We start from the raw sequence: 21,332 nt of genomic DNA on the forward strand, positions 1-21,332 counted from the left end.
TACGACATCGGACGTACCCTGGCGAGGCTCGGATCGTCGATGCCGTACACTGACTCTTCGTTGCCGCCTTAGCTCAGTCGGCTAGAGCGACGCACTCGTAATGCGTAGGTCGACGGTTCGATTCCGTCAGGCGGCTCCATGAGAAAGCCCAGGTCACCGACCTGGGCTTCTCCTTTTGTCGAGGCTTACGACGGCGGCCGGGGAGCTCGTAGTCCGCATGACGCGCAGTGAAGGCCTCGTCCAGGTCGTCGCCGAAGGGGGCCTGCGTGGACGTCCAGGGGCACGGCGGCCGTGGCGTGGGCGAGCATTCGCTGAACCGCCCTCAACGCCAGCAATCGCACCGACCGGGACGGATCCGCGTCGACCGCTCTGACCTCGCACGATCCTTGATCGCACCGCGTCGCAGATGATCCTTAGGCTCGTGATCTGAAGTCGGTCATACTCCCTCTTCATGGAGGAATCCTTCGTCTTGGGCTCTGCGGGAGGTGCGCGCTGGGTCGTGCACCCGCCGCAAGATCCCTTCGGGGACGGCTACGTCCACACCGCGGAGACGGAGTTGTATCAAGGCGGTCTAGCTGCGAAGACCGTTGCCAAGCTTGATGGGCTGTACGCCGCTCCGGCGACGACGTTGGCCGGCTTCGTAGAGAGCCTCGCGGGTGACTGGCGTGGTTGGGAGGGTGTCCGAACTTGGCAGTCGATGGAGTGCGAGCTTGCCCTCGATGCTCGACACGACGGACGTGGCTATGTGTTCCTTGGTGTGACGCTGAGGGCGCCCGGGCCGGACTGGGATGACACCGCCTGGTCGGCCAGGGCCGTTTTCGTGCTCGAAGCGGGCGAAGAAATGACCAGGTTCGCCGCTGATCTCGCCCACCTGCTGGGTACTTAGCTGCCGCGCCGCTTCGGTGCGCCGTCGACCAGATCAGGCCTCGGGTGATGCCCCCGAGGCTCGGTCAGCGGCAAGCAGCGCGGTGCCGAAGCGTTCCGCGAGATGTTCGAGCCACCCCGGTTCCTCGTAGATCAGGTCATCACCCTGCGCTTCCCGCAACCCTCGGAGAAGATCTCGGACCCTGTTCTCCGGTGTGCTTTTAGCGGGCTTGATGCGCCGGTCCGAGGTCATCCACCGGCGCACCGCCGTGTCGATGTAGTTCGACGGTTGGCACGGCTGCCAGCATTCCGCGACCTGGACTTCCCGGAGCACCGCGGCCAACACTGCCGCCCTCTCCCTGCGGGACTGCCGAATGCTCATCGGGAGAGGATCCGCGAGCGGAGCGCTGGCCGCACCCGATTTGTGCCTGGCGGCCGGGCAGAGCGGCAGGTCACGCGGTCTCAGGCTCCGCCGGCGGGCGCAGCGCCGGCGACAGCGCGATCGACAGCACCACCAGCACCGCCACCGCCAGCAAACCCTTCAACACCGTGACATGGTCGCCGAGCAGGCCGATCAGCGGCGGACCGCCGAGGAACGCGCAATACCCGATGGACGCCACCACCCCGACCCGCGCCGGCGCTTTGGCCGGCTCGTCGGCCGCCGCGCTCATGCCCACCGGGAAGCCGAGCGACGCGCCCAAGCCCCACAGCAGCGCACCCGCGAACGCCACCGGCGTCGCCCAACCGAAGACGAAGAGCACCAGCCCGACCAGCGAGGTCACCGCCAGCGCGCGGAGCACCGGCACCCGCCCGTATCGGTCCAGCAGCGCCGGCCCGTACCACCGGCCGATCGTCATGGCGGCCAGGAACACCGCGAACACCAGCGTGCCGACCGCCGCCGACGTCCCGTAGTCGTCGATCATCGCCACGCTGATCCAGTCGATGCCGGCGCCCTCGGTGAAGGCGAAGGCCAGCACGAACACGCCGATGAGCAGGGTTCGCGGCTCGCGCCAGGTCTCCAGGGTGCGGCGCAGGCCGCCGCCGCTCTCGGTGTCGGCGGAAGGTTCCGCCTCGTCCGCCACATACCAGCGCACCGCCGCCACCACCGCGACCGTCACCAGCACGCAGCAGACGATCACGTGTGCCGTCACCGACAGCCCGAGCGCGACCGCCCCGGCGCCGGCCAGGGCGCCCGCGACCGTCCCGACGCTGTAGCCGGCATGAAAGCGCGGCATGATCGACCGCCCGATCCGGCGTTCCACGATCGCGCCCTGCACGTTCATCGCCACGTCCCAGGCGCCGGTGGCGAAGCCGTACAGGTACAGCGCGACAACGACCGGCAGCACCCCGAACTGGTAGCCGATCGCCACCCCGGTCAGGGCGACGCCGAGCAGCACCGCCATCACGCCGACCGTGCGGCGTGATCCGAACCGCGCCACGATCTGACCGGCCAGCGGCAGCGCGGTGATGGATCCCACAGCGATCGCGAGCAGCACCAGCCCGAGCCGGGACGGGCTGAGGCCGAGCTCGTCGCGGATCTGCGGGATGCGGGCGGCGAAGCTGGCCATGGCCACGCCGAGGAAGGTGAACGTGACGTAGACCGAACGCGTGGAGGCGCGCAGGTCGGTCGCGACGGCTGTGCTCAAGCTGACGCCCCGTGAATCGTGAGGAAGGTTTACCGAAGACCGTATCTAAACTGCAGAGGTGCTGGAGAACAACCCGGTTTGGGACGTCGCGGTGATCGGGGCGGGACCCGCCGGATTGTCGGCGGCACATGCGGCGGCCTCGGCCGGAGCCCGGGTGGTGGTTCTGGAGCGCGCCGAGCACCCGCGTTACAAGACCTGCGGCGGTGGCCTGCTCGGGATGTCGCTGCGGATGAGTGCCGAGCGGCTCCCGGTGCCGGCGCGCGACACGATCAACGCGGTCACCTTCACCCACGACGGCCGGCGGCAGTTCACCCGCCGGTCGCCGGGCGATCCGGTGGTCACCATGGTGCGCCGCGACGACTTCGATCACGCCTGGTTCCAGGCGGTGGTCCAGGCAGGCGCGACGGTCCGGCAACACAGTCTGGTCCGGGCCGTTTCACAAGGCGAGCGTACGGCTACCGTCAGCCTCGCCGACGGTACGGACGTGACCGCCCGGGTAGTGATCGGCGCCGACGGGTCCGCCGGGGTGAGCACCCGCCATGTCGGCGTCACCTTCGACCAGCAGGACCTGGGCCTGGAGGTGGAACTCGCCGCGACCGACGCCGACCGTTCCCGCTGGCAGGGCCGTCTGCTGCTCGACTGGGGCCCGGTCCCCGGCTCGTACGGCTGGGTCTTCCCGAAGGGCGACCAGCTCACCGTCGGCGTGATCATGGAGAAGGGCCGGGGCGCCGAGACCCGCCGCTACCTGCGCGCTTTCGTCGCCCGTCTGGGGCTGGAAGACCGGGAGGTGCTGCGCGACTCCGGGCACCTGACCCGGTGCCGGGCCGCGACCGCCCCGCTGCGCAAGGGCCGGGTCCTGGTCGCCGGCGACGCGGCCGGTCTGCTCGAACCGTGGACCCGCGAGGGCATCAGCTACGCGCTGCGTTCCGGCACCTGGGCCGGCACGGTCGCCGCGAACGGCGGGGACCTCAGCGCGTACGACCGGCTGGTGACCGGGGAGCTGGCGCCGGAGATGGCGGCCGGCCGCCGGCTGCTCGGCCTGTTCGGCAGGCATCCCGCTCTGGTGCACGCGGCGTTCGCGAGCCCACTCGGCTGGCGGGCCTTCACCGGTTTCTGCCGCGGCGAGATCTCGATGGCCCGCGTGCTGCGGCACCGCGTGCTGCGGGCCGCCGTGAGCATGCTGGGCGGCCGGCCCGCGGGTGCGTAGCCGGCCGCACCGATCATCAGTGGATCAGGATCGGCAGTCGGTCAGGACCGGAGTTGCCACGGTGCCCACTGCACCGGTGCGGCGAATCCGCCGCGCCGGGCGTCGCGGGCGCCGGCCGCGGAGAGCGGCCCTTCCCGGTCCGATTTCACGCCGGCGCCGATCAGCCTGGTCTCGAACCAGGATCCACTCACGCCACGCCGGACACGTTCCCAGAGCCCGCCCTCGATCAGCGCGGCGGCGTGGGTGTGCAGTTTCTGCGCCAGTTCCTTGGGGTCCTCACCGCAGATGTCACAGGCACAGACCGGCAACGACTCCTCCCACCACCGGCCGAGGCGCAGGATCAGACCGGGGTCGGTGAAGTGGATCGCCAGCGGTGCCGCGGTGGGCACGCGGGGAATCAGCCGGACGGTCCGCACGAGCGCGTCGTCGAGCCCGAGGGCTTCCTTGCTCTCCCGGCGCTCCACCTGGTAGCGCTCGGTGAGCTCGTCCAGCAGGTCGTCGGCCGCCTCGTGCAGGAGCGCGAAGCGGTCGGTGTCGGTGGCGTGCGCGAAGCCGTCCACCACTGCAGTATGCCGCGCTCGGCCCGCGGCAAACCGCTGCTCCGGCATTAGCGGAGCCGGTGAGCTTTTTTCAACCTGGCGTCGGGCCTGAGAGTCCCAGGCCGTTCGCCGGTGCCGGGCCGCACGGCCCTGGCCACGTTGAAAAAAGCTCATTCGAAACCGAAGTCTCCAGCCTTGACTCCGGCGACGAATGCCTCCCACTCGGCCCTGGTGAAGGAGAGTGGCGCGCCGCCGGGCTGCTTGGAGTCGCGGACGAGGAACTGGTCACCGACCTTGGCTACCTCGACGCATGCCCCGGTTGAGCATTGACCGCTACGACGCCATCGCGGCTCATCCGTCGGTTTGATCATGTGTGTGCACCTCCGTGACGGTTCGAATCCACGGTAAGCGAAGGTGCCGAACTAGCAGGATGAATGAAAACCAAACGACGCCGCTTATCACCTCAAATGTGAGGTATGCGGCGTCCGTTCGGGATGATGCACGAATTTTGTGAGTATTTTTTGACCGGCCCGCCCCGCGATTCGAATGCGCAGAGCGGGCGGGCCGACGACGTCAGAAGCGGAACTCACCCGCGTTGACACCCTCGACGAACGCGTCCCACTCGGCCTTGGTGAAGCTGAGCGCGGCGGCCTCGGGGTTCTTCGAGTCCCGGATGAGGTACTGGTCGTCGACCTTGGCAACCTCGACGCAGGTTGACGTTCCGCAGCGGCTGCTCTTCCGCCAGGCGGGCACGTTGTTCTCTACCATTGTGGACCTTCCACGGTTTTGTGCCTCGCCGGCGGCGCCGGCTCGGCCTTGGGTTTTATCGACTGTCCCGGGGTGGCCCATCGGTCGCACCGCCCTCGAGGATCCCTATTTGCCGCCGAATGAATTCGATCGTGTCTTCTTCATCGGCGACTTCTTGCCAGACCTTGTCGTAACGAGCACGGTGTTTCGCGGTCGTCTCGCGGTCTTCGATCATTTCGTCGCCCAGACCGGTCTCCCGGTAGAGCACCTCGCCCTCGCCCAGAACGAGCAGGTCGAAACTCGCGTTGTTGGTGACCGAGGCGTCGAGCGAGAACGGCACCATCCGGATCCGGATCCGGCCCGCGTCGGCGTGTTCCTTCAGGTCGCGCAACTGCTCGGCGAACACTTCCGGCCCGCCGATGGTGCGCCGCAGTACCGATTCGTCGACCATGAGGTAGATCTGCACCCCCGAGCCGCCCCGCGCCAGCAGCGCTTCACGGCGCAGCTTCCGGGCGCGCAGCCGCCACTCACGCTGATCCTCGGTGAGTTCGTCCTCGAAACGGGCCATCAGCGCGCTCGAGTACGCGGCGGTCTGCAGGGGGCCGGGGATGTAGTAGATCGAGTAGGACCGGATCTCCTGGGCCTCGCTCTCGTACTCGATCAGCTTTCGCGACGAGTCGGTGAGGTGATCGCGGAACTCCGGCGTGTGATACCAAGCCTGACGTTGCCGGGTCCGGGCGAGACGAGTGTCCGAGAGAAGTGCCGCCACCGTCGCCTTGTCCCTGATGCCAAGGTAGCTGAGCAGCGGTTTCAGGTCGTTCGGGGAGATGCTGACGTCCCCGTTCTCAATCCGGATCACCTTGCTGAGCGACCACTCCATCTCCTCGGCGATCTGGGCCTGAGTGAGGTCGGCTCGCTCTCGCGCTTCACGGAGCGCGAGGCGCACGCGTCGGCGCGCGATCGTAGGCGAGTCGCCCTCAGCCATGAGTCCTTCATCGTCGAAGTTCGTGGTTACCCGCGGTAGCGGTGATCCTGCTATCTGCTACCTCGCTAACTGCCAGTTGGCAGCCAGCGAGGTCGCCGACATCCTAGATTACTGTCCTATCAGAACGACAAGCGCAAGGTGTGGTTTTGATCGAATAGAGATCTCACCCGAGAGGTCTTCGCAAATATCCAGGTCACGCAGCCGCTAGTCCATAACCCGACGGTGCTCGCGGGGTGCCCTCCATGGCCCGGCGCAGAGCCCGGCTCACCTGGTTGAAGACGCGCTCATCGGCGCTGGAATAGAGCACCACGGCCTCACCGCGGTACTGGGCGTGCAGTTCCCAGTGGCGGGGCTCGCGCCAGCTGACGGCTACCGCGGGTGCAGCCAGGGCGAGGAACGAGACGACGTACACCGCGGGGTCGGCGAGCAGTGTCCAACCGATGACCGCGGCGAACAGGGTGCAGACGGCGAGGGCCGGAGCGAAGGGGCGCACACGCGGAGGCGCCTGGACCCGGCCGACATTACGCAGATGCTGAACATTGAAAACGAACTGTCCGGAAGCGGTGTGCCAGACGAACTGGTCGTTGGTCACCATGGCGTCGTGCCTGTCGTAATAGGTGCGTGTGCGCATGGCGAACTCCTCTTCACTTTTCCTTGCGAGGAGGAGAAGAGCGGGCCACCATTGGCGCGAGAGACATCCCCGCCTCGCTCGTGCCGCAACCGCCGGAGATTTAGCCGGGAGCCGCCAGAGGCGGACAACGGCACCCGTTTGCCGCCGGGTGCCGTTGTTTGTCTCTCCCTCCAACTCCGCCCTTGTTGCTCTACCAGTAGTAGAGCACGCCACCCGGCTGCCCGCCACCACTCAATCTGCCATGTTGCAGACTGCGTACAAGCCGCATGGTCGTTCCGGCATGTGACGACCGGCTCCCGGTCGCGGCGTTTCGGCCCGCGGAGCACCGGGTAGGCCAGATCCGGAAGCCGCGACGAACCTGTATCTTCGCAGGTGGGAAGGCGATAGCCGGATGGAAAGCCGATTGAGTGTCGCCGGCCAGGCGGTGCAGCCGATCCTGGTCATGTTCCCGCTCGGACTCTTCGCTATGGCCGTATTGTTCGATATGGCGGACTTGCTGGGCGGCCCTAGCATTCTTGGCGCGCTGGCCTACTGGAACGTGGCCGCCGGCCTGTTCGCGGGCCTGCTGGCGACCCTTGCCGGCGCCGTCGACGTGATGTTCGTGCGCCATTCCGGCGCCCGTCGCCTCGGTGTGCTGCGGGGCCTGCTCAACATGGGTGTGCTGGTGGTCTTCACGGTCATCCTGATGGTGCGGATGCGTGATCCGGAACGGGTCGCCGGCGGCGGTTTGTTCCTCGTGGAATTGCTCGCCCTGGTGCTGGCCGGATACGGCGCCTGGTTCGCCGGAAAAATCGCGACGGGCCACACGCCGGCGTTTGCCCGCGCTCTTGCCGGGAACCGGAACTGAGACGGCGAAACGTCTCCGGTAATCCGGAAGGAGCACACGATGACCGCATCGATCAAGGGAAAGCGCGTGGCTTTCCTGGCGACCGACGGCGTGGAAGAGGTCGAGTACACCGAGCCGCGCAAGGCCGTGGAGGCGGCGGGCGGAACGGCGGAACTCGTATCGATCAAGACCGGTGAGATCCAGGCCGTCAACCACATGGACAAGGCCGGCACGTACCGCGTGGAGAAGAGTGTGCGGGAGGCGGCCGCGGGTGACTACGACGCCCTGGTGCTGCCGGGCGGGGTCGCCAACCCCGACTTCCTGCGCGCGGACGCGGACGCGGTCCGGTTCGTTCGCGACTTCGTCAACGCCGGCAAGCCGGTGGCGGCGATCTGTCACGGCCCGTGGACGCTGGTCGAGGCGGGAGTCGTCGACGGCCGGACGCTGACGAGCTGGCCGAGTCTGCGTACCGACCTGGTCAACGCGGGGGCCACCTGGGTGGACGAGCAGGTGTTCGTGGACGAGAGCCTGATCACCAGTCGCAAGCCGGACGACCTGCCGGCCTTCTGTGCCGCGCTGGTCGAGCGGGTGGCCGAGACGGTGCCCGCGTAACAGTTGCGTGAACGAGGGTCCGTGGCGTGTGCCGCGGGCCCTCGCGCACGTCGGCGTGTAAGCGGCTAAGGCGTTTCGGTTCTTTCCTGCCACCCGTTCGGCCAGGGTCGGCCGTACCCGAGGTCAGAAGTTCGCACGGCGTCTGGAAACGGTGGCGAAGGCCATGGAGACTCCCTGATGCGTAACGACGGAACGTACCCGTCCGGTCGTTCGGGAAAGGGATACTCATGCGCAAGTCTCTCGTCCGCCGCGGTGCCGCGGCGGCTCTGGCCGTCTTCACCGGACTGGGCGCGGTGGCACTGGCCTCCTCGCCGGCACAGGCCGCCGATGTGAAGCTCGCCGGCGTCACGCTGTCGTCGAGCACGGTTGTGCTCGACGGCGACGCCGGTTGTGGCAACCGGCTCAAGGTGACCTTCAAGGTGTACAACCCGGCCAGCGGCGATGAAGAGTTCCTGAGCCCGAGCGTCAATGCGGACGTCGTGGCGGCCAACGGTGACATCGTGGACATCCTCACCCCGTCGCAGTCGTCACGCAGCGGCAACTACGTCTACTACACGGACAACGTGTTCCTCTGCGGTGGCCTGCACGCGCCCGGCCGATACCAGGTGCAGACCGAGCTGACCTGGTGGGATGAGAACTACGACGATCACGTCATCGAGCGCAGCGACTCGTTCTCGCTGCAGCGGCCGACCTCGCTGACCTACAACGCGACGCCCGAGCCGGTGAAGAAGGGCGCGAAGCTGACCCACTCCGGCCAGCTGAAGATCGACCCGGTCGGTTACGGCGCGAAGAAGGGCGCCAAGGGCGTCACGCTGAAGTTCTACTTCAAGGCCAACGGCTCGAAGACCTACGTCTACAAGGGCAAGACGGTCACCACGGCCAACGGCAAGTACAACAAGAAGATCAAGGCCACCAAGTCGGGCATCTGGAAGGTCGTCTACGCGGGCAGCTCGACCAAGCAGCCGCAGACCAAGTACGACACCGTCAAGGTCAAGCGCTGACCGTACGAAGCACAGCCGCCCGGGTCGCCGATCGGCCCGGGCGGCTGCTCGTTCGCCCGAAGGTTCAGCCGCGGGAGGCGGCCGCGGCGGCCCACTCCTCGTCGGCGGCCTTCTTCAGGGCCATGCCGTCCTTGCCGTTGTAGCGGACCAGTTTCGGCAGAGCCGCGGCCAGCACCAGACTGCCCGCCACACAGAGCACACCGCCCAGCCAGATGGCGCCGGGGACGCCCAGCGAGGTTCGCGCCATCGCACCCGCGCGCAGCTGCCCGAGCAGCGGCCCGGTGGTGTAGGACAGCATCTCGATCCCGGCCAGCCGGCCGCGTAGGTGGTCGGGGATGGTCTGGTTCCAGATGATCATCCGGAAGATGCCGGAGATCATGTCGGCGGCGCCGGCGAACGCCAGACAGAACAGGGTCAGCCAGAGCGTGCCGGACAGGCCCACGCCGATGATGCCGACACCCCAGAAGGCGGCTGCGACCAGCACCATCAGGCCGTGCCGGTGCACCCGTGCGGTCCAGCCCGAACCGATCGTGGCGAGCAGCGAGCCGACGGCGGGCGCGGCGTACAGCAGGCCGAGCACGCCGGGACCGCCGAGCCGGTCGGCCAGGAACGGGTAGAGCGCGGACGGCATGCCGAAGAACATCGCGTTGATGTCGACCAGGTAGGTGCCGAGCAGCTCGGGGCGGGACTTCGCGTACTTCAGGCCGGTGACCACGCTCTTCACCGACGGGCGGTCGGCGGCCGGCGGCGGCGGAACGGCGCGGACCAGGCTCAGGCAGATCAGCGAGACCGCGAAGGTGCACAGGTCGAACGCGTACACCCAGGCGAGGTCGAAGCTGGCCAGCAGGATGCCCGCCAGCGGCATGCCGAAGAGCTGGGCGAACTGCATGCCCAGCGATTGCAGCGACATGGTGGCCGGCAGCTGCTCCGGTTTCACCAGGCGCGGGATCATCGCGTCCAGCGCGGGTCTCTGCAGGCCCGCGACGGCCGCGGTGAGGAACGCCGCGACATAGAGCAGCCAGAGGTGCGGCTCCTCGGAGAGCGAGTTGAACAGCAGGATGCCGCAGATCAGCGCCAGCGCCGCCTCGCTGCCGCGGACCAGCAACCGCCGGTCGATGTAGTCCGCGAGCGCGCCGCCGACGAACGACATGATCAGCAGCGGGGCCAGCTCGCAGACCCCGATCAGGCCCACCATCAGCGGGTCGTCGGTCAGCTTCGCCACCTGGAACGGGATGGTGACATAGCTGATGAAGGACCCGAAGGCCGTCACCACACCGCCGATGAACACGAGCCGGAAGTCCCGGGACGTGCGAAGCGGGGTCAGGTCCAGCGCGAGCCGGCGTTTGCGGGATGTCACGGAGGGCCATCCTGCCTTAGGCGACCCTTACCCCGCACCGCGATTTACGTCATGCCGGTCGCACTCACTTCATCACGAGACGGCCGGTGGCCTGGAACGTCGCCAGGTCGGCCAGGGCCTCGTCGATGATGAACGACTTCCCGCCGGGCAGCGCGTCGAGCGCGAAGAAGCCCGCGTCCACGCTCTCGTCGGTCTGCCGCAGCAGCTCGCCCTCCCAGGAGTGCACCAGGAAGTTCATCAGCACCTGCTGGTACGTGTGCTGGTACTCGTTGGTGTAGGTGTACGACGTGTAGAACGCGTACGGCTCGAGGGAGGTGGCCCGCAGACCGGTCTCCTCCCACAGCTCGCGGACCGCGCACTCCTCCATGCTCTCGCCGAGCTCCATCGCGCCGGCCGGGATCGCCCAGCGGCGGTTGTCCGAACGCTGGATCAGCAGCAGACGGTTCTGTTCGTCGAGCACGAGCGTGCGCGCCCCCACGAAGAAGATCGTGTCGATGTCGCCGACACTCGCCCGCACTTTGCCCAGGTACGACTCAGCCCACGTCAATGCCACTGTGCTACCCCACGGCGGAGAACCGGAATCACAACCATGGGGACGAGATTAGCTATGCCGATTTCTTGGCGGGCTTCTTGGCGGGCGTGGCTTTCCTCGCGGTGGTGGTCGCCTTCTTCGCCGCCGTGGTCTTTTTCGCCGGTGCGGCCTTCTTCGCGGGTGCCGACTTCTTCGCGGGCTTGTCACCCGTACCCGAATCGGTGCTCTCCTCGCCGCGCGCCTTGCGCGCGCGTTCGACGGAGGCCTTGAGGGCCGCCATCAGGTCGATCGCCGCGGCCGGCTCCTCCTCGCCCTCCTCGGGCTGCATGACCTCGCGGCCCTCCACCTTCGCGTCGATGACCTCCTGGAGGGCGGCCCGGTAGTTGTCGGTGAAGTCGTCGGCCTTGAAGCTGCCGGCCATCGAGTCGATCAGCGAACTCGCCATCGCCAGCTCGGCCGGGCGGGTCTCGATGTCCTCGTCGAGGAAGCCGAAGTCGGGGGTGCGCACCTCGTCGGGCCACATCATGGTGTTGAGCACCAGCACGTCGTCGCGGACCCGCAGGGTGGCGAGCTGTTCCCGCTGACGGATCGCGATCTTCACGATCGCCACCCGGTCGGCGTCGCGCAGCGCGTCGCGCAGCAGCACGTAGGGCTTGGCCGCCTGGCCCTCCGGCTCGAGGTAGTAGGCCTTGGCGAACAGGATCGGGTCGATCTGCTCGGCCGGCACGAATTCCAGCACGTCGATGGCGCGGGAGGTGCTCAACGGGAGATCGGCGAAGTCCTCATCCGTCAAGATCACCATTTCGCCGCCGCCGATGTCGTACCCCTTGGCGATGTCGTCGTAGCTGACCACCTCGCCGTCGACCGAGCAGGTGCGCTGGTACTTGATGCGGCCACCGTCGGTGCGGTGCACCTGGTGGAAGCGGATGTCCTTCTCTTCGGTGGCCGAGTACAGCTTCACCGCGATCGACACCAGGCCGAATGAGACCGCGCCTTTCCAGATCGCTCGCATGTTCGACTCCTCATCGATGTCGAGTGTCCGGACCCCTGATCAGAATGGCATTCCTGGGACGCCTGCGTAAGGTGAATGCTTCTGCCTATGGTGATCGGGTGCCGGGTCCACCCCTGTCCCCGATGCTCGCCACCTCCGGCCCGCTGCCGACCGGGCCGGGCTGGAGCTACGAGTTCAAGTGGGACGGCGTGCGGGTGCTGGCCCTGTTCACCGGCGACGCCCCGCAGTTGTTCGCCCGCTCCGGTGCGGTGGTCACCGCGGCGTACCCGGAAATCGCCGGCCTGCATCTGCCGGAAGGGACACTGCTCGACGGCGAGATGGTGGTCTTCGACACGGCCGGCCGGCCGTCGTTCACCGCGCTCGCCGAGCGGATGCACGTCCGGGAGCGCCACCGGGCCGCCCGGCTGGCGGTGACCGCGCCGGTCACGTACCTCGTCTTCGACCTGCTCTATCTGGACGGCAACGACTACACCGGGCTGCCGTACCTGGCTCGCCGGGAACGGCTGGAAGAGCTCGGCCTGGCCGGGCCGAACTGGATGGTGCCGCCGTCGTTCGGCGACGGCGCGGCCACCGCGTCGGCCGCCCGGGAGAACCGGCTGGAGGGGGTGATGGCCAAGCGCAGCGACTCGGTCTACCTGCCGGGGAGCCGCTCGCCGGACTGGGTCAAGGTCAAGTTCGACCGGACCGGGGACTACGTGATCGGCGGCTGGCGGCCCGGCGCCCGCAAGCTCGGCGGCCTGCTGGTGGGCGTGCCGACCCCGGACGGGCTGGCCTTCCGCGGGCGGGTGGGCGGCGGGATCGGCGCGGCCGCCGAGAAAGAGCTGCTGGCCAGGTTGGAACCGCTCGCGGTCGGGGAATCACCCTTCGTGCCGGGTGCGGTGCCCCGGGAGGATTCCCGCGGGGCACATTGGGTGCGCCCGGAGCTGGTCGCCGAGATCCGGTACGGCAACCGCACGCCGGACAAGCGGCTGCGGTTCCCCCGGTTCCTGCGGCTGCGCGACGACAAGGCGGCCGACGAGTGCGCGGAGGAGGGCGAGGATGCCTGATCCTGAGCCTGCCCGCGGCGGAAAACCCAGGGAGCGCTTCACCGTCACCGTCGACGGCCGCGACCTGGAGCTGTCCAACCTCGACAAGGTGATGTACCCGGTGGCCGGCTTCACCAAGGGCGAGGTGATCGACTACTACACCCGGGTCGCGCCGGTGCTGCTCCCGCACCTGCGGGACCGGGCGGTCACCCGGATCCGGTATCCCAACGGCGTCGAGGACGCGCACTTCTTCGAGAAGAACAAACCCGGGGGTACGCCGGACTGGGTGCGCCTGGAGACGCTGCCGGTCCCCGGGTCGACGAAAAGCCGGGAGACCATCGACTTCGTGGTCGTCGACGACCTGCCGACCCTCGTCTGGCTCGCCAACCTCGCGGCGATCGAGCTGCACACGCCGCAGTGGCGGATCGGCGCCGACCCCGACCTGATGGTCGTCGACCTGGACCCGGGAGCGCCCGCCGGGCTCAAGGAGTGCTGCGCGGTGGCCACCCTGATGCGGGACCGGCTCGCCGAGGACGGCATCGAGGCCTATCCCAAGACGTCCGGGAAGAAGGGCATGCAACTGTGCTGCCCGATCTCCGGCACACAGAACGCGGAGGTCGTCTCGGCGTACGCCAAGAAGGTCGCTGAGGAGCTGGCGGCGATGGTGCCCGGCTCGATCACCGCGAAGATGGCGAAAGCCATCCGGCCCGGGAAGGTCTTCATCGACTGGAGCCAGAACAACGCGGCGAAGACGACGGTGACCCCGTATTCGCTGCGGGCGGGGGAGCGGCCGACCGGTTCAGCGCCGCTGACCTGGGACGAGGTCATCGCGATGGCGACCGGCGAGATGCCGGCCCGGCAGTTCGGCGCGGGCGAGGTGCTGGACCGCGTCGAGGAACACGGCGACCTGCTCGACGATCTGCTGCGGCCCGGACCGCCGGTCCCTGCTTGACCGGCATGGGCCAGACTGGGGCCCATGAGCCTGACCCGGACGCCGGCGTATCGGCGGATCGCGGCTGACCTGGCCGAGCGGATCCGGACCGGCGAGTTCCGGCCCGGGGACGCGCTGCCGGCGCAGCGGGAACTCAGCGCCAGTTACGGCGTGACGCTGATGACGCTGCGCCAGGCGCTGCAGGAGCTGCGCGACGAAGGGCTGATCGTGCAGCAGCCCGGCCGGGGGACCTTCGTGGCCCCGGTGCAGGCCGCCTACCGGATGGACACGCTGCGCAGCTTCGTCGACGACCTGCGCGAGCAGGGGCACGACGTGACGACCGACGTGCTGGCCGTCGCGGTCGAAGAAGCGCCCGAACCCGGGCTGCGGCTGGAGCGGCTGCGCCGGCTGGGCGGGCAGCCGGCGATCCACCAGACGTCCTGGGTGCCGCAGCCCTACGCCGATGCGGTGAGCGGCGCGGATTTCCGGGTGACGTCGCTGTACGCGGCGCTCGCCGGGGCCGGGGTGACCATCGCGCGGGCCACCGAACGGATCGTCCCCGGCCTGCTGGACGCCGCGGTGGCGCAGCATCTGCGCCGGCCGGCCGGCAGTGCGGTCTTCGTCAGCGAGCGGACCACCTTCGGCCTGGACGATCGCCCGGTCGTGGTGGACCAGGCGATCATCCTCGGCGACCTGATGGAGATCCGGGCCGAGCGGGCCGCCACCCGGCTGTCACTGCAGTGGGCCGGGCAGCCGTCAGTCGATCTGGGGTAGCGGCGGGCCGAGCACGTCGTCGGCGTCGACGATCGTGTACGCATACCCCTGCTCGGCGAGAAAGCGCTGGCGGTGTGCCGCGTACTCGGTGTCGATGGTGTCGCGGGAGACGACCGTGTAGAAGTGCGCCTGCCGCCCGTCGCCCTTGGGCCGCAGCACCCGGCCGAGCCGCTGCGCCTCCTCCTGGCGGGAGCCGAACGTGCCGGAGACCTGGATCGCCACCGCCGCCTCGGGCAGGTCGATGGAGAAGTTGCCGACCTTGGACAGCACCAGGGTCCGCAGGGAGCCGTCACGGAAGGCGTCGAAGAGCCGTTCCCGCTCCTTGTTCGTGGTCGAGCCCTGCACGATCGGCGCGTCCAGGAACTCGCCGAGCTCGTGCAGCTGGTCCAGGAAGCCGCCGATGACCAGCACCTGCTCGCCCGGATGCCGCTCGACCAGGGCCTTCACCACCGGCAGTTTGGTACGGGCGGTGGCCGCCACCCGGTAGCGCTCCTCGGCCTCGGTCACCGCGTACGCCATCCGCTCGGCCTCGGTGAGGGTGACCCGGACCTCGACGCACTCGGCCGGGGCGATCCAGCCCTGCGCCTCGATGTCCTTCCACGGCGCGTCGTAGCGTTTCGGGCCGATCAGCGAGAAGACGTCACCCTCGCGGCCGTCCTCCCGGACCAGCGTCGCGGTGAGGCCGAGCCGGCGCCGGGCCTGCAGGTCCGCGGTGAACCGGAAGATCGGCGCGGGCAGCAGGTGCACCTCGTCGTAGATGACCAGGCCCCAGTCGCGGGCGCCGAACAGGTCCAGGTGGGTGAAGGCGCCGCCGCGGCGCGAGGTGAGCACCTGGTACGTCGCGATGGTGACCGGGCGGATCTCCTTGCGCTCCCCGCTGTACTCCCCGATCTCCTCCTCGGTGAGCGAGGTGCGGGCGATCAGCTCCCGTTTCCACTGCCGGCCGGCGACCGTGTTCGTCACCAGGATCAGGGTCGTCGCCTTCGCGGTCGCCATCGCTGCCGCGCCGACCAGCGTCTTACCGGCGCCGCAGGGGAGCACCACGACGCCGGAGCCACCGGCCCAGAAACCGTCGACCGCCTCCTGCTGGTAGGACCGCAGCGTCCAGCCGTCCTCCTTCAGGGCGATCTCGTGCGCCTCGCCGTCCACGTAACCGGCCAGGTCCTCGGCCGGCCAGCCGAGCTTGAGCAGCGCCTGCTTGAGGCGGCCGCGCTCGGAGCCGTGCACCGCGATGGTCTCGTCGTCGATCCGGGCGCCGAGCATCCCGGCCAGCTTCTTCGATTTCGCCACCTCGATCAGCACGATCCGGTCGAGGCCGCGCAGGACCAGCCCGTGCACCGGGTCGTTGAGCAGCTGCAGCCTGCCGTAGCGGTCCATCGTCTCGGCGACGTCGACCAGCAGCGCGTGCGGCACCGGATAGCGGGAGAATTTGATCAGGGCGTCGACCACGCTCTCCGCGTCGTGCCCGGCGGCCCGCGAGTTCCACAGGCCGAGCGGCGTCAGCCGGTAGGTGTGGACGTGCTCCGGCGAGCGCTCCAGTTCCGCGAACGGCGCGATCGCCATCCGGCAGGCCTGCGCGTCCGGATGGTCCACCTCCAGAAGCAGAGTCTTGTCCGACTGCACGATCAGTGGTCCGCCGCTCACCCCGTACACCCTTCGTCAGCTGGTGCTGAAACCGACCTTCCAGTCTGCCACGGATGGGGCGGTGTCACGTGCGGAAGACCCAGCGGCGGTAGGCCACGTAATTCATCACCGCGTTGCCGACCGTGGCTACTGTCTTTGCCACCACATAGGACACGCCGAGCGCGTCCAGTCCGGTGACCAGCAGCAGCGTCGTCACGTAATTGACCAGCACCAGGACCAGGTAACGCAGCAGAGCCACGCCGACCAGCCCGGTGCTCCGGAACGCGAAGATCCGATTGAGACCGAAGTTCACCAGAAGGGTGAAGAGGAAGGAGGCACTGGTGGCGACAGCGAGTGGCACCGCGAGCACGCCGTGCAGCAGGATGAGTAGACCGACGTCGAACGCGTAACTGAATCCACCGACCAGCAGAAACCGCGTTGCGCTGTGTTCCCACAGGCGCCGCATAAAGCCTTCCTCGATGCTCCGAACCTGTACACGGGGAGCAGTCAGTTGTATCAGGGATTGAAAGTCGGCGTCGTGGTGCCGGCATACAACGAAGAGAAGCTGATCGCGCAAACGATCAAAACGGTCCCGGAGTTCGTCGACCACATCATCGTCATCGACGACGCCAGCAGGGACGCGACCGCCGAGCGTGCCCGGCAGGCCGGCGAGCCGCGGCTGACGCTGATCCGCCACAAGGCCAACACCGGCGTCGGCGGGGCGATCTGCGACGGGCACAAGGAAGCGCTGCGGCAGGCCTGCGACGTGGCGGTGGTGATGGCGGGGGACGCCCAGATGGATCCGGAGTATCTGCCGGACCTGCTCGCCCCGATCGCCGACGGGCTCGCACAGTTCACCAAGGCTAACCGGTTCTACTCGCGTGACTCGTACCGCGGTATGCCGGCGTACCGGATCTTCGGCAACGTGATCCTGTCCTTCATGACCAAGCTGTCCTCGGGCTATTGGCACCTGTTCGATCCGCAGAACGGGTACACCGCCATTCACCGGTCGGCGCTGGAGCGCCTCGACCTGGACCGGGTGGCCCGGGACTACTGCTTCGAGAACGACCTGCTGATCAACCTGAACATTCTGCGGGTGCCGGCCTGCGACGTGCCGATCCCGGCGGTGTACGGCGAAGAGACGTCCGCGATGCGCATGCACCGGGTGATCCCGGCCCTGCTCACCCAGCTGACCCGTGGCTTCTGGCGCCGGATCTTCCTGAAGTACGTGATCTTCTCGTTCTCCCCGATCGCCCTGCTGCTCTTCACCGGCCTGCTGCTGATCGCGCTGGGCACGATCGTCGGCATCTGGCTCGTGGTGCACACCCTCGGCGCCCCGGTGGTCAGCGCCGGCAGCGCGCTGCTGGCCGCCCTGCCGCTGCTGACCGGCATCCATCTGCTCATCGCCGCGCTCTCCCTGGACATCCAGGAGAGCCCCGACCGGGTCGCGGCCCCGGCCGTCCCGGTCAGGAGGATCGGATGACCACGACCGAACCCGTCACCGAGGGCTCGGTCCGGCGCCGCCGCCTCCCCATGCTGGTCACCCGCCTCGCCGGCGACGTGCCGGGCCGTTACTGGCTGCTGCTCGCGGGCCTCTTCCTCGTCGGTTACGTCTACTGGCACCTGTGGGGCAAGCCGTGGACCGGTGACTCGCTCTACTACACCGCCATGACGTTCCAGTTCGCCGGCCACGACCTCGACGAGGCGATCCGGCTGACCGGCGAGTACTTCAACGACCCGGAGATCGACCGGCTGCACTACGGGTTCGAGGACCCGGTCATCTCGCCGCTGATCTACCCCCGCGTCGTCTACCCGGCGCTGTCGGTGCCGTTCGTGCTGCTGATGGGCGGCACCGGGATGTACGTCGTACCGCTGCTCTCCGCGCTGTTCATCGTCTGGGGCCTGATGCGGCTGATGAGCCGCCTGTTCACGAAGGAGATCGCGCTGGCGATCACCGCCGTGTTCATCCTGACGAACGCCTTCCTGGAGTTCATGACCGGCCTGTTCACCGAGGCGCCGGCGCTCGCCTTCACGGTGGCGATCCTGATGTTGCTGCCGCTCGGCGGGAAGCGGTTCGGGATGCGCGAGGCGATCGCCTGCTCGATCCTGCTGGTGCTGGTCACCTTCTGCCGGCAGAGCGGCCCGGTGATCGTCTCGGCCGTCTGTTTCGCCTGGCTCGGGACGCTGGTCCTGCACCGCAGGCTCCGCACCAACGAGTGGAACCTGCCGGTGCTGGTCCTGCTGCCGGTCGGGCTCGCCGGGACCCTGCTGATGCAGTGGTGGGCGCCCTACGACGTGCTGGCCTGGTTCGTGAAGGTCAACAACCAGCCGGACACGATCACCGCGATCAGGAACATGCCGGAGATCTTCTGGAAGCTGACCGTGGCCGACGCGAACCAGTACTTCCAGCGTGACGTCGCCCTGCTCGGGATCTGGGCCGCCGCGCTGATCTCGATCCTGGTCCGGCCGAGGTCGGTGCTGACCGCGCTGCTGATCGGCGCCCTCGGGCCCAGCATGCTGCTGTCCGTGCTGAACAGCACGGTCAGCTCCTTCCGCTACTACCTGCCGATGTACCCGATCCTGGTGCTGGCCGCGGCCGGCCTGGTGCACCACGTGCTCCTCACTCCTCGGTCACCGCCGCGGTGATCCGGTGCAGGGCGAAAGTGTGCAGACTCTCGCCCCGTTCGTCCTCCGCCCGCAGGTAACCGGCACTGAGCGAGATCGGGCGGACCAGCCGGGACAGGGTGGCGCCGTGCGAGTCCACGTACCCCACCCAGACCTTGGCCTTGTCGCGCACTGCCTGCTGGAGCACCGCCATGGCCTGCGAATGCTGCTGCACCGCGGTCAGGCCCGGTACGGCCTGGCCGTGCGCGGCGCGCACGGTGACCGGCGCGCGGCGTGCCGCGCGGGTCGCGATGTCGCCGCGCCGCAGCTGCTCCACCACCCCGGCCAGCCGCGGCCCGGCCAGCATCGGCGGGCCCGGCGGTTCGGGGACCCGCGGGGTACGGGTCGGCGCGCGCCGCGCTTTCGGCCGGGACAGCATGGTCGCACCGCCGACGTCCTCGGCGACCGGCGCGTAACCGGCCTCCCGCAGCGCACCCAGCAGGCGCGCCACCGGACGCGGGCTGACCAGCACGGTCGGCGCGATCCGGCGCAGGTCGACGGTGCTGAGCCGCTTGTCCCCGAGCACCTCGGTGAGCAGTGCCTCGTCGTCGCTGCGCAGGTAGGAACCGGCGGAACCGCTGCGCAGCCCGCCGTGCTTACGGGCGGTGTCGTCGATCAGGTAGGTGAGCGTCTGCGGCACCGGCGTGCGGGACCGGCGGCGGAACAGGGTGTGCAGGTCGTCGGCGCGGTAGCCGACGTCGAGGGCGCGCCGCACACTCGCCGGCGTCACCCGGAAGACGCTCGCGCCGCCCGCCGACTCCGGTTCGGCGACGTCGTCGAGTTCCGCGCCGAGTTCCGGCTCCGGCGGACCGGGCACCACCACGGTGAGGTCGGCCTGCACCAGGAAGTGATCGACCGGCGCGGGCAGCAGGTGGTCCAGCGCGCGCACCGCGTCCGCCGGCGCATCCTCCGGATGCACCCCCAGCGGGTCACCCTCGTCCGGATCGGGTCCGGCCAGCAGCAGCCGGGCGTACGACGTGAGCACGCCCAGCCCGGTGATCCCGAGCAGGGCCGCCCCGGCGAAGGCGTCCCGGTGTGCCATCTCCCGCCCCCGCGAGCGCCGCGGCGCTTGCCAGGCGAGCAACGCCAGCAGGTCGTCGACCGAGGGGGCGGCGCCCGGCTCCAGGTCGGCCAGGGCGGTCAGCGCCTCGCGGCGGGCCTGCGGCGCCCCGGCCCGCTCGGCGTCCGGCGCGAGCGCGTTGATCGGGCGGTCCCGGTCGTCGCGGCGGCCGATCAGACCGGTCTGCCGGGTCATCATCAGCCAGGCCCGGGACAGCGCGGCCCAGCGGTGCGCGACGCTCGACGCGCGCCACAGGTCGTACGCCCCGGTGGGCAGGAAGACGTCCTGGCTGCCCGCTTCGGACTCGCCGAGCAGCCCGGCCGAGTACGCCGTCTCGACCAGCAGCGCGGCGCCCGCCTCGTCGACACCGGCGGCGCGGGCCAGGCGCTTGAGATCGCGGACGCCCAGGCCGCCGGCGCGCAGCACCGGGGCGGCCTCGGCGGCCAGAGCGTCCAGGATCGCGCTGATCGCGCGGACCGCCTCCATCGCCTGGCCGGCGCCGGCCGAGTCGGCGGCCTTCTGGTCGCGCACCGGCGCCTCGGGGATCGGCGGGAACGGGCGCAGCGGGCCGAGCGGGCCGGTGTCGCGGCGCAGCAGCATGCCCACCTCGCGGGGCAGCTCCACCAGCTCGCCGTCCGGGCGCGGCGCCCGGCCGGCCTCCGAGACCGGAACCAGGATGTGCTGATCCACCAGCCAGCGGACCGGCTCGGCGACCTCGCCCTTGTCGAGCGCGGTCCGGTTCAGTGCCCCGATCGGGGGACCCGCGGCCAGCCGGTCGAGGACCGCCCGCGCGCCGGGCGGCGCGGCCATGATGGTGCGGCGCAGCCTGGCCGGGTCCGCACAGAGGGCGGCGGTCTGCGGATCGAGGAAGTCGGCCGGCCGGCCGAGACCCGCCGGGTACGGCGAGGTGACCTCGTCGACGGCGCCGACGACGTGCAACGCCTCCGGCGGCCCGTGCAGCAGGAACCGGACCCGCAGGCGGTCGACCGCGACCCGCACGTCCTCGGCGGCGACCTCGCCGGTCAGCGCCAGAATGGCGTCGACCGAGGTCAGAGCCGTGTCGGCGGCGCGGCTCAACCGGGCCGCGTCGAGGACGGTGAGGGTGAACTCGTCCAGGCCGTCGAGACAGCGGGCGACCGAGTTACGGGACTGAGCGCGAACGGCGAGGGCCGAGATGTCGGCGGGCACCGGCACGACCAGGTCGGGGCGCAGCTGAATGAGCGCTCCCAATGCCTCGTCGGGGAGCGACCGGAGTTGATCGGCGAATGTGGTGGCCATCGTCTTCAACGCTAACGT

23 protein-coding genes and 1 tRNA gene are annotated in these 21,332 nt (G+C 69.2%); 11 read left to right on the forward strand and 13 right to left on the reverse strand.

All coding sequences use genetic code 11. The features are described 5' to 3' along the window. Positions 1 to 62: 62 nt before the first annotated feature. Both AB0F81_RS02890 and AB0F81_RS02895 read left to right on the forward strand, forming a co-directional pair. Positions 63 to 139 (forward strand) — tRNA-Thr (locus tag AB0F81_RS02890). 312 nt (positions 140 to 451) lie between these two features. After that, entirely contained in the window at positions 452 to 886 is a 435-nt protein-coding gene (locus AB0F81_RS02895) for a DUF6228 family protein (protein ID WP_360189887.1), read from the forward strand. Positions 887 to 919: 33 nt separating this feature from the next. On the opposite strand, the gene AB0F81_RS02900 is transcribed toward AB0F81_RS02895, so the two are convergent. Together AB0F81_RS02900 and AB0F81_RS02905 are read right to left on the reverse strand one after the other, a co-directional pair. Further along, a complete protein-coding gene (locus AB0F81_RS02900; protein ID WP_360189890.1) occupies positions 920 to 1,246 on the reverse strand; it encodes a hypothetical protein in 327 nt (108 codons plus the stop codon). Between the two features lie 70 nt (positions 1,247 to 1,316). Continuing rightward, complete coding sequence (locus tag AB0F81_RS02905; protein ID WP_360189893.1) at positions 1,317 to 2,510, reverse strand: MFS transporter; 1,194 nt, start codon at positions 2,508 to 2,510, stop codon at positions 1,317 to 1,319. A gap of 61 nt (positions 2,511 to 2,571) precedes the next feature. On the opposite strand from AB0F81_RS02905, the gene AB0F81_RS02910 reads away from it, so the two are divergent. Then, the gene (locus tag AB0F81_RS02910) at positions 2,572 to 3,717 is read left to right on the forward strand and encodes a geranylgeranyl reductase family protein (protein ID WP_360190009.1); all 1,146 of its coding nucleotides are present in this window, start codon (positions 2,572 to 2,574) and stop codon (positions 3,715 to 3,717) included. A 41-nt stretch (positions 3,718 to 3,758) separates the two neighbouring features. On the opposite strand, the gene AB0F81_RS02915 is transcribed toward AB0F81_RS02910, so the two are convergent. From AB0F81_RS02915 to AB0F81_RS02935, 5 genes are all read right to left on the reverse strand, one after another. Then, on the reverse strand, positions 3,759 to 4,277 hold the full coding sequence (locus AB0F81_RS02915) for a DUF6226 family protein (protein WP_360189896.1): 519 nt from the start codon (positions 4,275 to 4,277) through the stop codon (positions 3,759 to 3,761). 149 nt (positions 4,278 to 4,426) lie between these two features. After that, entirely contained in the window at positions 4,427 to 4,627 is a 201-nt protein-coding gene (locus tag AB0F81_RS02920; RefSeq protein ID WP_360189899.1) for a DUF397 domain-containing protein, read from the reverse strand. Positions 4,628 to 4,829: 202 nt separating this feature from the next. Continuing rightward, entirely contained in the window at positions 4,830 to 5,024 is a 195-nt protein-coding gene (locus AB0F81_RS02925) for a DUF397 domain-containing protein (RefSeq protein ID WP_360189902.1), read from the reverse strand. 55 nt (positions 5,025 to 5,079) lie between these two features. Continuing rightward, a complete protein-coding gene (locus tag AB0F81_RS02930; protein WP_360189905.1) occupies positions 5,080 to 5,949 on the reverse strand; it encodes a helix-turn-helix transcriptional regulator in 870 nt (289 codons plus the stop codon). Positions 5,950 to 6,181: 232 nt separating this feature from the next. Then, positions 6,182 to 6,619, reverse strand: a complete 438-nt coding sequence (locus AB0F81_RS02935; RefSeq protein WP_360189908.1) for a DUF6232 family protein — start codon at positions 6,617 to 6,619, stop codon at positions 6,182 to 6,184. A 391-nt stretch (positions 6,620 to 7,010) separates the two neighbouring features. Here AB0F81_RS02935 and AB0F81_RS02940 point away from each other — a divergent pair, with 391 nt between their 5' ends. From AB0F81_RS02940 to AB0F81_RS02950, 3 genes are all read left to right on the forward strand, one after another. Further along, a complete protein-coding gene (locus AB0F81_RS02940; protein ID WP_360189911.1) occupies positions 7,011 to 7,466 on the forward strand; it encodes a DUF2231 domain-containing protein in 456 nt (151 codons plus the stop codon). 39 nt (positions 7,467 to 7,505) lie between these two features. Next, a complete protein-coding gene (locus AB0F81_RS02945; RefSeq protein ID WP_360189914.1) occupies positions 7,506 to 8,057 on the forward strand; it encodes a type 1 glutamine amidotransferase domain-containing protein in 552 nt (183 codons plus the stop codon). A gap of 227 nt (positions 8,058 to 8,284) precedes the next feature. Next, positions 8,285 to 9,058: a hypothetical protein gene (locus tag AB0F81_RS02950; RefSeq protein ID WP_360189917.1), complete on the forward strand. Its 774-nt coding sequence runs from the start codon at positions 8,285 to 8,287 to the stop codon at positions 9,056 to 9,058. 64 nt (positions 9,059 to 9,122) lie between these two features. Here AB0F81_RS02950 and AB0F81_RS02955 read toward each other — a convergent pair whose 3' ends face one another. From AB0F81_RS02955 to AB0F81_RS02965, 3 genes are all read right to left on the reverse strand, one after another. Then, positions 9,123 to 10,415, reverse strand: a complete 1,293-nt coding sequence (locus AB0F81_RS02955; protein ID WP_360189920.1) for an MFS transporter — start codon at positions 10,413 to 10,415, stop codon at positions 9,123 to 9,125. Between the two features lie 64 nt (positions 10,416 to 10,479). Beyond that, positions 10,480 to 10,968 (reverse strand): NUDIX domain-containing protein, encoded by a 489-nt coding sequence (locus AB0F81_RS02960; RefSeq protein ID WP_360189923.1) that lies wholly within the window; start codon positions 10,966 to 10,968, stop codon positions 10,480 to 10,482. A gap of 52 nt (positions 10,969 to 11,020) precedes the next feature. After that, on the reverse strand, positions 11,021 to 11,959 hold the full coding sequence (locus AB0F81_RS02965) for a Ku protein (protein ID WP_360189926.1): 939 nt from the start codon (positions 11,957 to 11,959) through the stop codon (positions 11,021 to 11,023). Between the two features lie 98 nt (positions 11,960 to 12,057). On the opposite strand from AB0F81_RS02965, the gene ligD (AB0F81_RS02970) reads away from it, so the two are divergent. Genes ligD (AB0F81_RS02970) through AB0F81_RS02980 form a run of 3 tightly spaced genes read left to right on the forward strand, consistent with a single transcriptional unit; the run spans position 12,058 to position 14,689 of the window. Beyond that, on the forward strand, positions 12,058 to 13,005 hold the full coding sequence (ligD, locus tag AB0F81_RS02970) for a non-homologous end-joining DNA ligase (RefSeq protein WP_360189929.1): 948 nt from the start codon (positions 12,058 to 12,060) through the stop codon (positions 13,003 to 13,005). After that, positions 12,998 to 13,936, forward strand: coding sequence for a non-homologous end-joining DNA ligase (gene ligD, locus AB0F81_RS02975; RefSeq protein WP_360189932.1), 939 nt, complete (start codon positions 12,998 to 13,000; stop codon positions 13,934 to 13,936). Before ligD (AB0F81_RS02970) ends, ligD (AB0F81_RS02975) begins: the two co-directional genes overlap by 8 nt. Before the next feature lie 24 nt (positions 13,937 to 13,960). Further along, positions 13,961 to 14,689, forward strand: a complete 729-nt coding sequence (locus AB0F81_RS02980; protein ID WP_360189935.1) for a GntR family transcriptional regulator — start codon at positions 13,961 to 13,963, stop codon at positions 14,687 to 14,689. Here the strand turns inward: AB0F81_RS02980 and AB0F81_RS02985 are convergent. Both AB0F81_RS02985 and AB0F81_RS02990 read right to left on the reverse strand, forming a co-directional pair. After that, positions 14,672 to 16,333, reverse strand: coding sequence for a DNA repair helicase XPB (locus tag AB0F81_RS02985; protein WP_360189938.1), 1,662 nt, complete (start codon positions 16,331 to 16,333; stop codon positions 14,672 to 14,674). The two genes, AB0F81_RS02980 and AB0F81_RS02985, sit on opposite strands and share 18 nt — an antisense overlap. A gap of 64 nt (positions 16,334 to 16,397) precedes the next feature. Further along, a complete protein-coding gene (locus AB0F81_RS02990) occupies positions 16,398 to 16,778 on the reverse strand; it encodes a GtrA family protein (RefSeq protein ID WP_360189941.1) in 381 nt (126 codons plus the stop codon). Between the two features lie 72 nt (positions 16,779 to 16,850). On the opposite strand from AB0F81_RS02990, the gene AB0F81_RS02995 reads away from it, so the two are divergent. Continuing rightward, the gene (locus tag AB0F81_RS02995) at positions 16,851 to 17,795 is read left to right on the forward strand and encodes a glycosyltransferase family 2 protein (protein WP_360189944.1); all 945 of its coding nucleotides are present in this window, start codon (positions 16,851 to 16,853) and stop codon (positions 17,793 to 17,795) included. Continuing rightward, a complete protein-coding gene (locus AB0F81_RS03000) occupies positions 17,792 to 18,958 on the forward strand; it encodes a hypothetical protein (protein WP_360189947.1) in 1,167 nt (388 codons plus the stop codon). The genes AB0F81_RS02995 and AB0F81_RS03000 overlap by 4 nt, the downstream gene beginning before the upstream one ends. On the opposite strand, the gene AB0F81_RS03005 is transcribed toward AB0F81_RS03000, so the two are convergent. Further along, a complete protein-coding gene (locus AB0F81_RS03005) occupies positions 18,933 to 21,314 on the reverse strand; it encodes a helicase-associated domain-containing protein (protein ID WP_360189950.1) in 2,382 nt (793 codons plus the stop codon). The two genes, AB0F81_RS03000 and AB0F81_RS03005, sit on opposite strands and share 26 nt — an antisense overlap. Between the last annotated feature and the right edge of the window lie 18 nt (positions 21,315 to 21,332).

The sequence above is a fragment of the Actinoplanes sp. NPDC024001 genome, from assembly GCF_040638955.1.
Lineage (GTDB): Bacteria > Actinomycetota > Actinomycetes > Mycobacteriales > Micromonosporaceae > Actinoplanes.

Bases quoted from the DNA above. Each gene is read 5' to 3' on its own strand.
- AB0F81_RS02925 (WP_360189902.1), bottom strand. From the start codon at position 5,024: ATGGTAGAGAACAACGTGCCCGCCTGGCGGAAGAGCAGCCGCTGCGGA.
- AB0F81_RS02980 (WP_360189935.1), top strand. From the start codon at position 13,961: ATGAGCCTGACCCGGACGCCGGCGTATCGGCGGATCGCGGCTGACCTG.
- AB0F81_RS03000 (WP_360189947.1), top strand. From the start codon at position 17,792: ATGACCACGACCGAACCCGTCACCGAGGGCTCGGTCCGGCGCCGCCGC.
- AB0F81_RS02900 (WP_360189890.1), bottom strand. From the start codon at position 1,246: ATGAGCATTCGGCAGTCCCGCAGGGAGAGGGCGGCAGTGTTGGCCGCG.
- AB0F81_RS02990 (WP_360189941.1), bottom strand. From the start codon at position 16,778: ATGCGGCGCCTGTGGGAACACAGCGCAACGCGGTTTCTGCTGGTCGGT.
- AB0F81_RS02920 (WP_360189899.1), bottom strand. From the start codon at position 4,627: ATGATCAAACCGACGGATGAGCCGCGATGGCGTCGTAGCGGTCAATGC.
- AB0F81_RS02965 (WP_360189926.1), bottom strand. From the start codon at position 11,959: ATGCGAGCGATCTGGAAAGGCGCGGTCTCATTCGGCCTGGTGTCGATC.
- AB0F81_RS02940 (WP_360189911.1), top strand. From the start codon at position 7,011: ATGGAAAGCCGATTGAGTGTCGCCGGCCAGGCGGTGCAGCCGATCCTG.
- AB0F81_RS03005 (WP_360189950.1), bottom strand. From the start codon at position 21,314: ATGGCCACCACATTCGCCGATCAACTCCGGTCGCTCCCCGACGAGGCA.
- AB0F81_RS02950 (WP_360189917.1), top strand. From the start codon at position 8,285: ATGCGCAAGTCTCTCGTCCGCCGCGGTGCCGCGGCGGCTCTGGCCGTC.
- AB0F81_RS02935 (WP_360189908.1), bottom strand. From the start codon at position 6,619: ATGCGCACACGCACCTATTACGACAGGCACGACGCCATGGTGACCAAC.
- AB0F81_RS02945 (WP_360189914.1), top strand. From the start codon at position 7,506: ATGACCGCATCGATCAAGGGAAAGCGCGTGGCTTTCCTGGCGACCGAC.
- ligD (WP_360189932.1), top strand. From the start codon at position 12,998: ATGCCTGATCCTGAGCCTGCCCGCGGCGGAAAACCCAGGGAGCGCTTC.
- AB0F81_RS02895 (WP_360189887.1), top strand. From the start codon at position 452: ATGGAGGAATCCTTCGTCTTGGGCTCTGCGGGAGGTGCGCGCTGGGTC.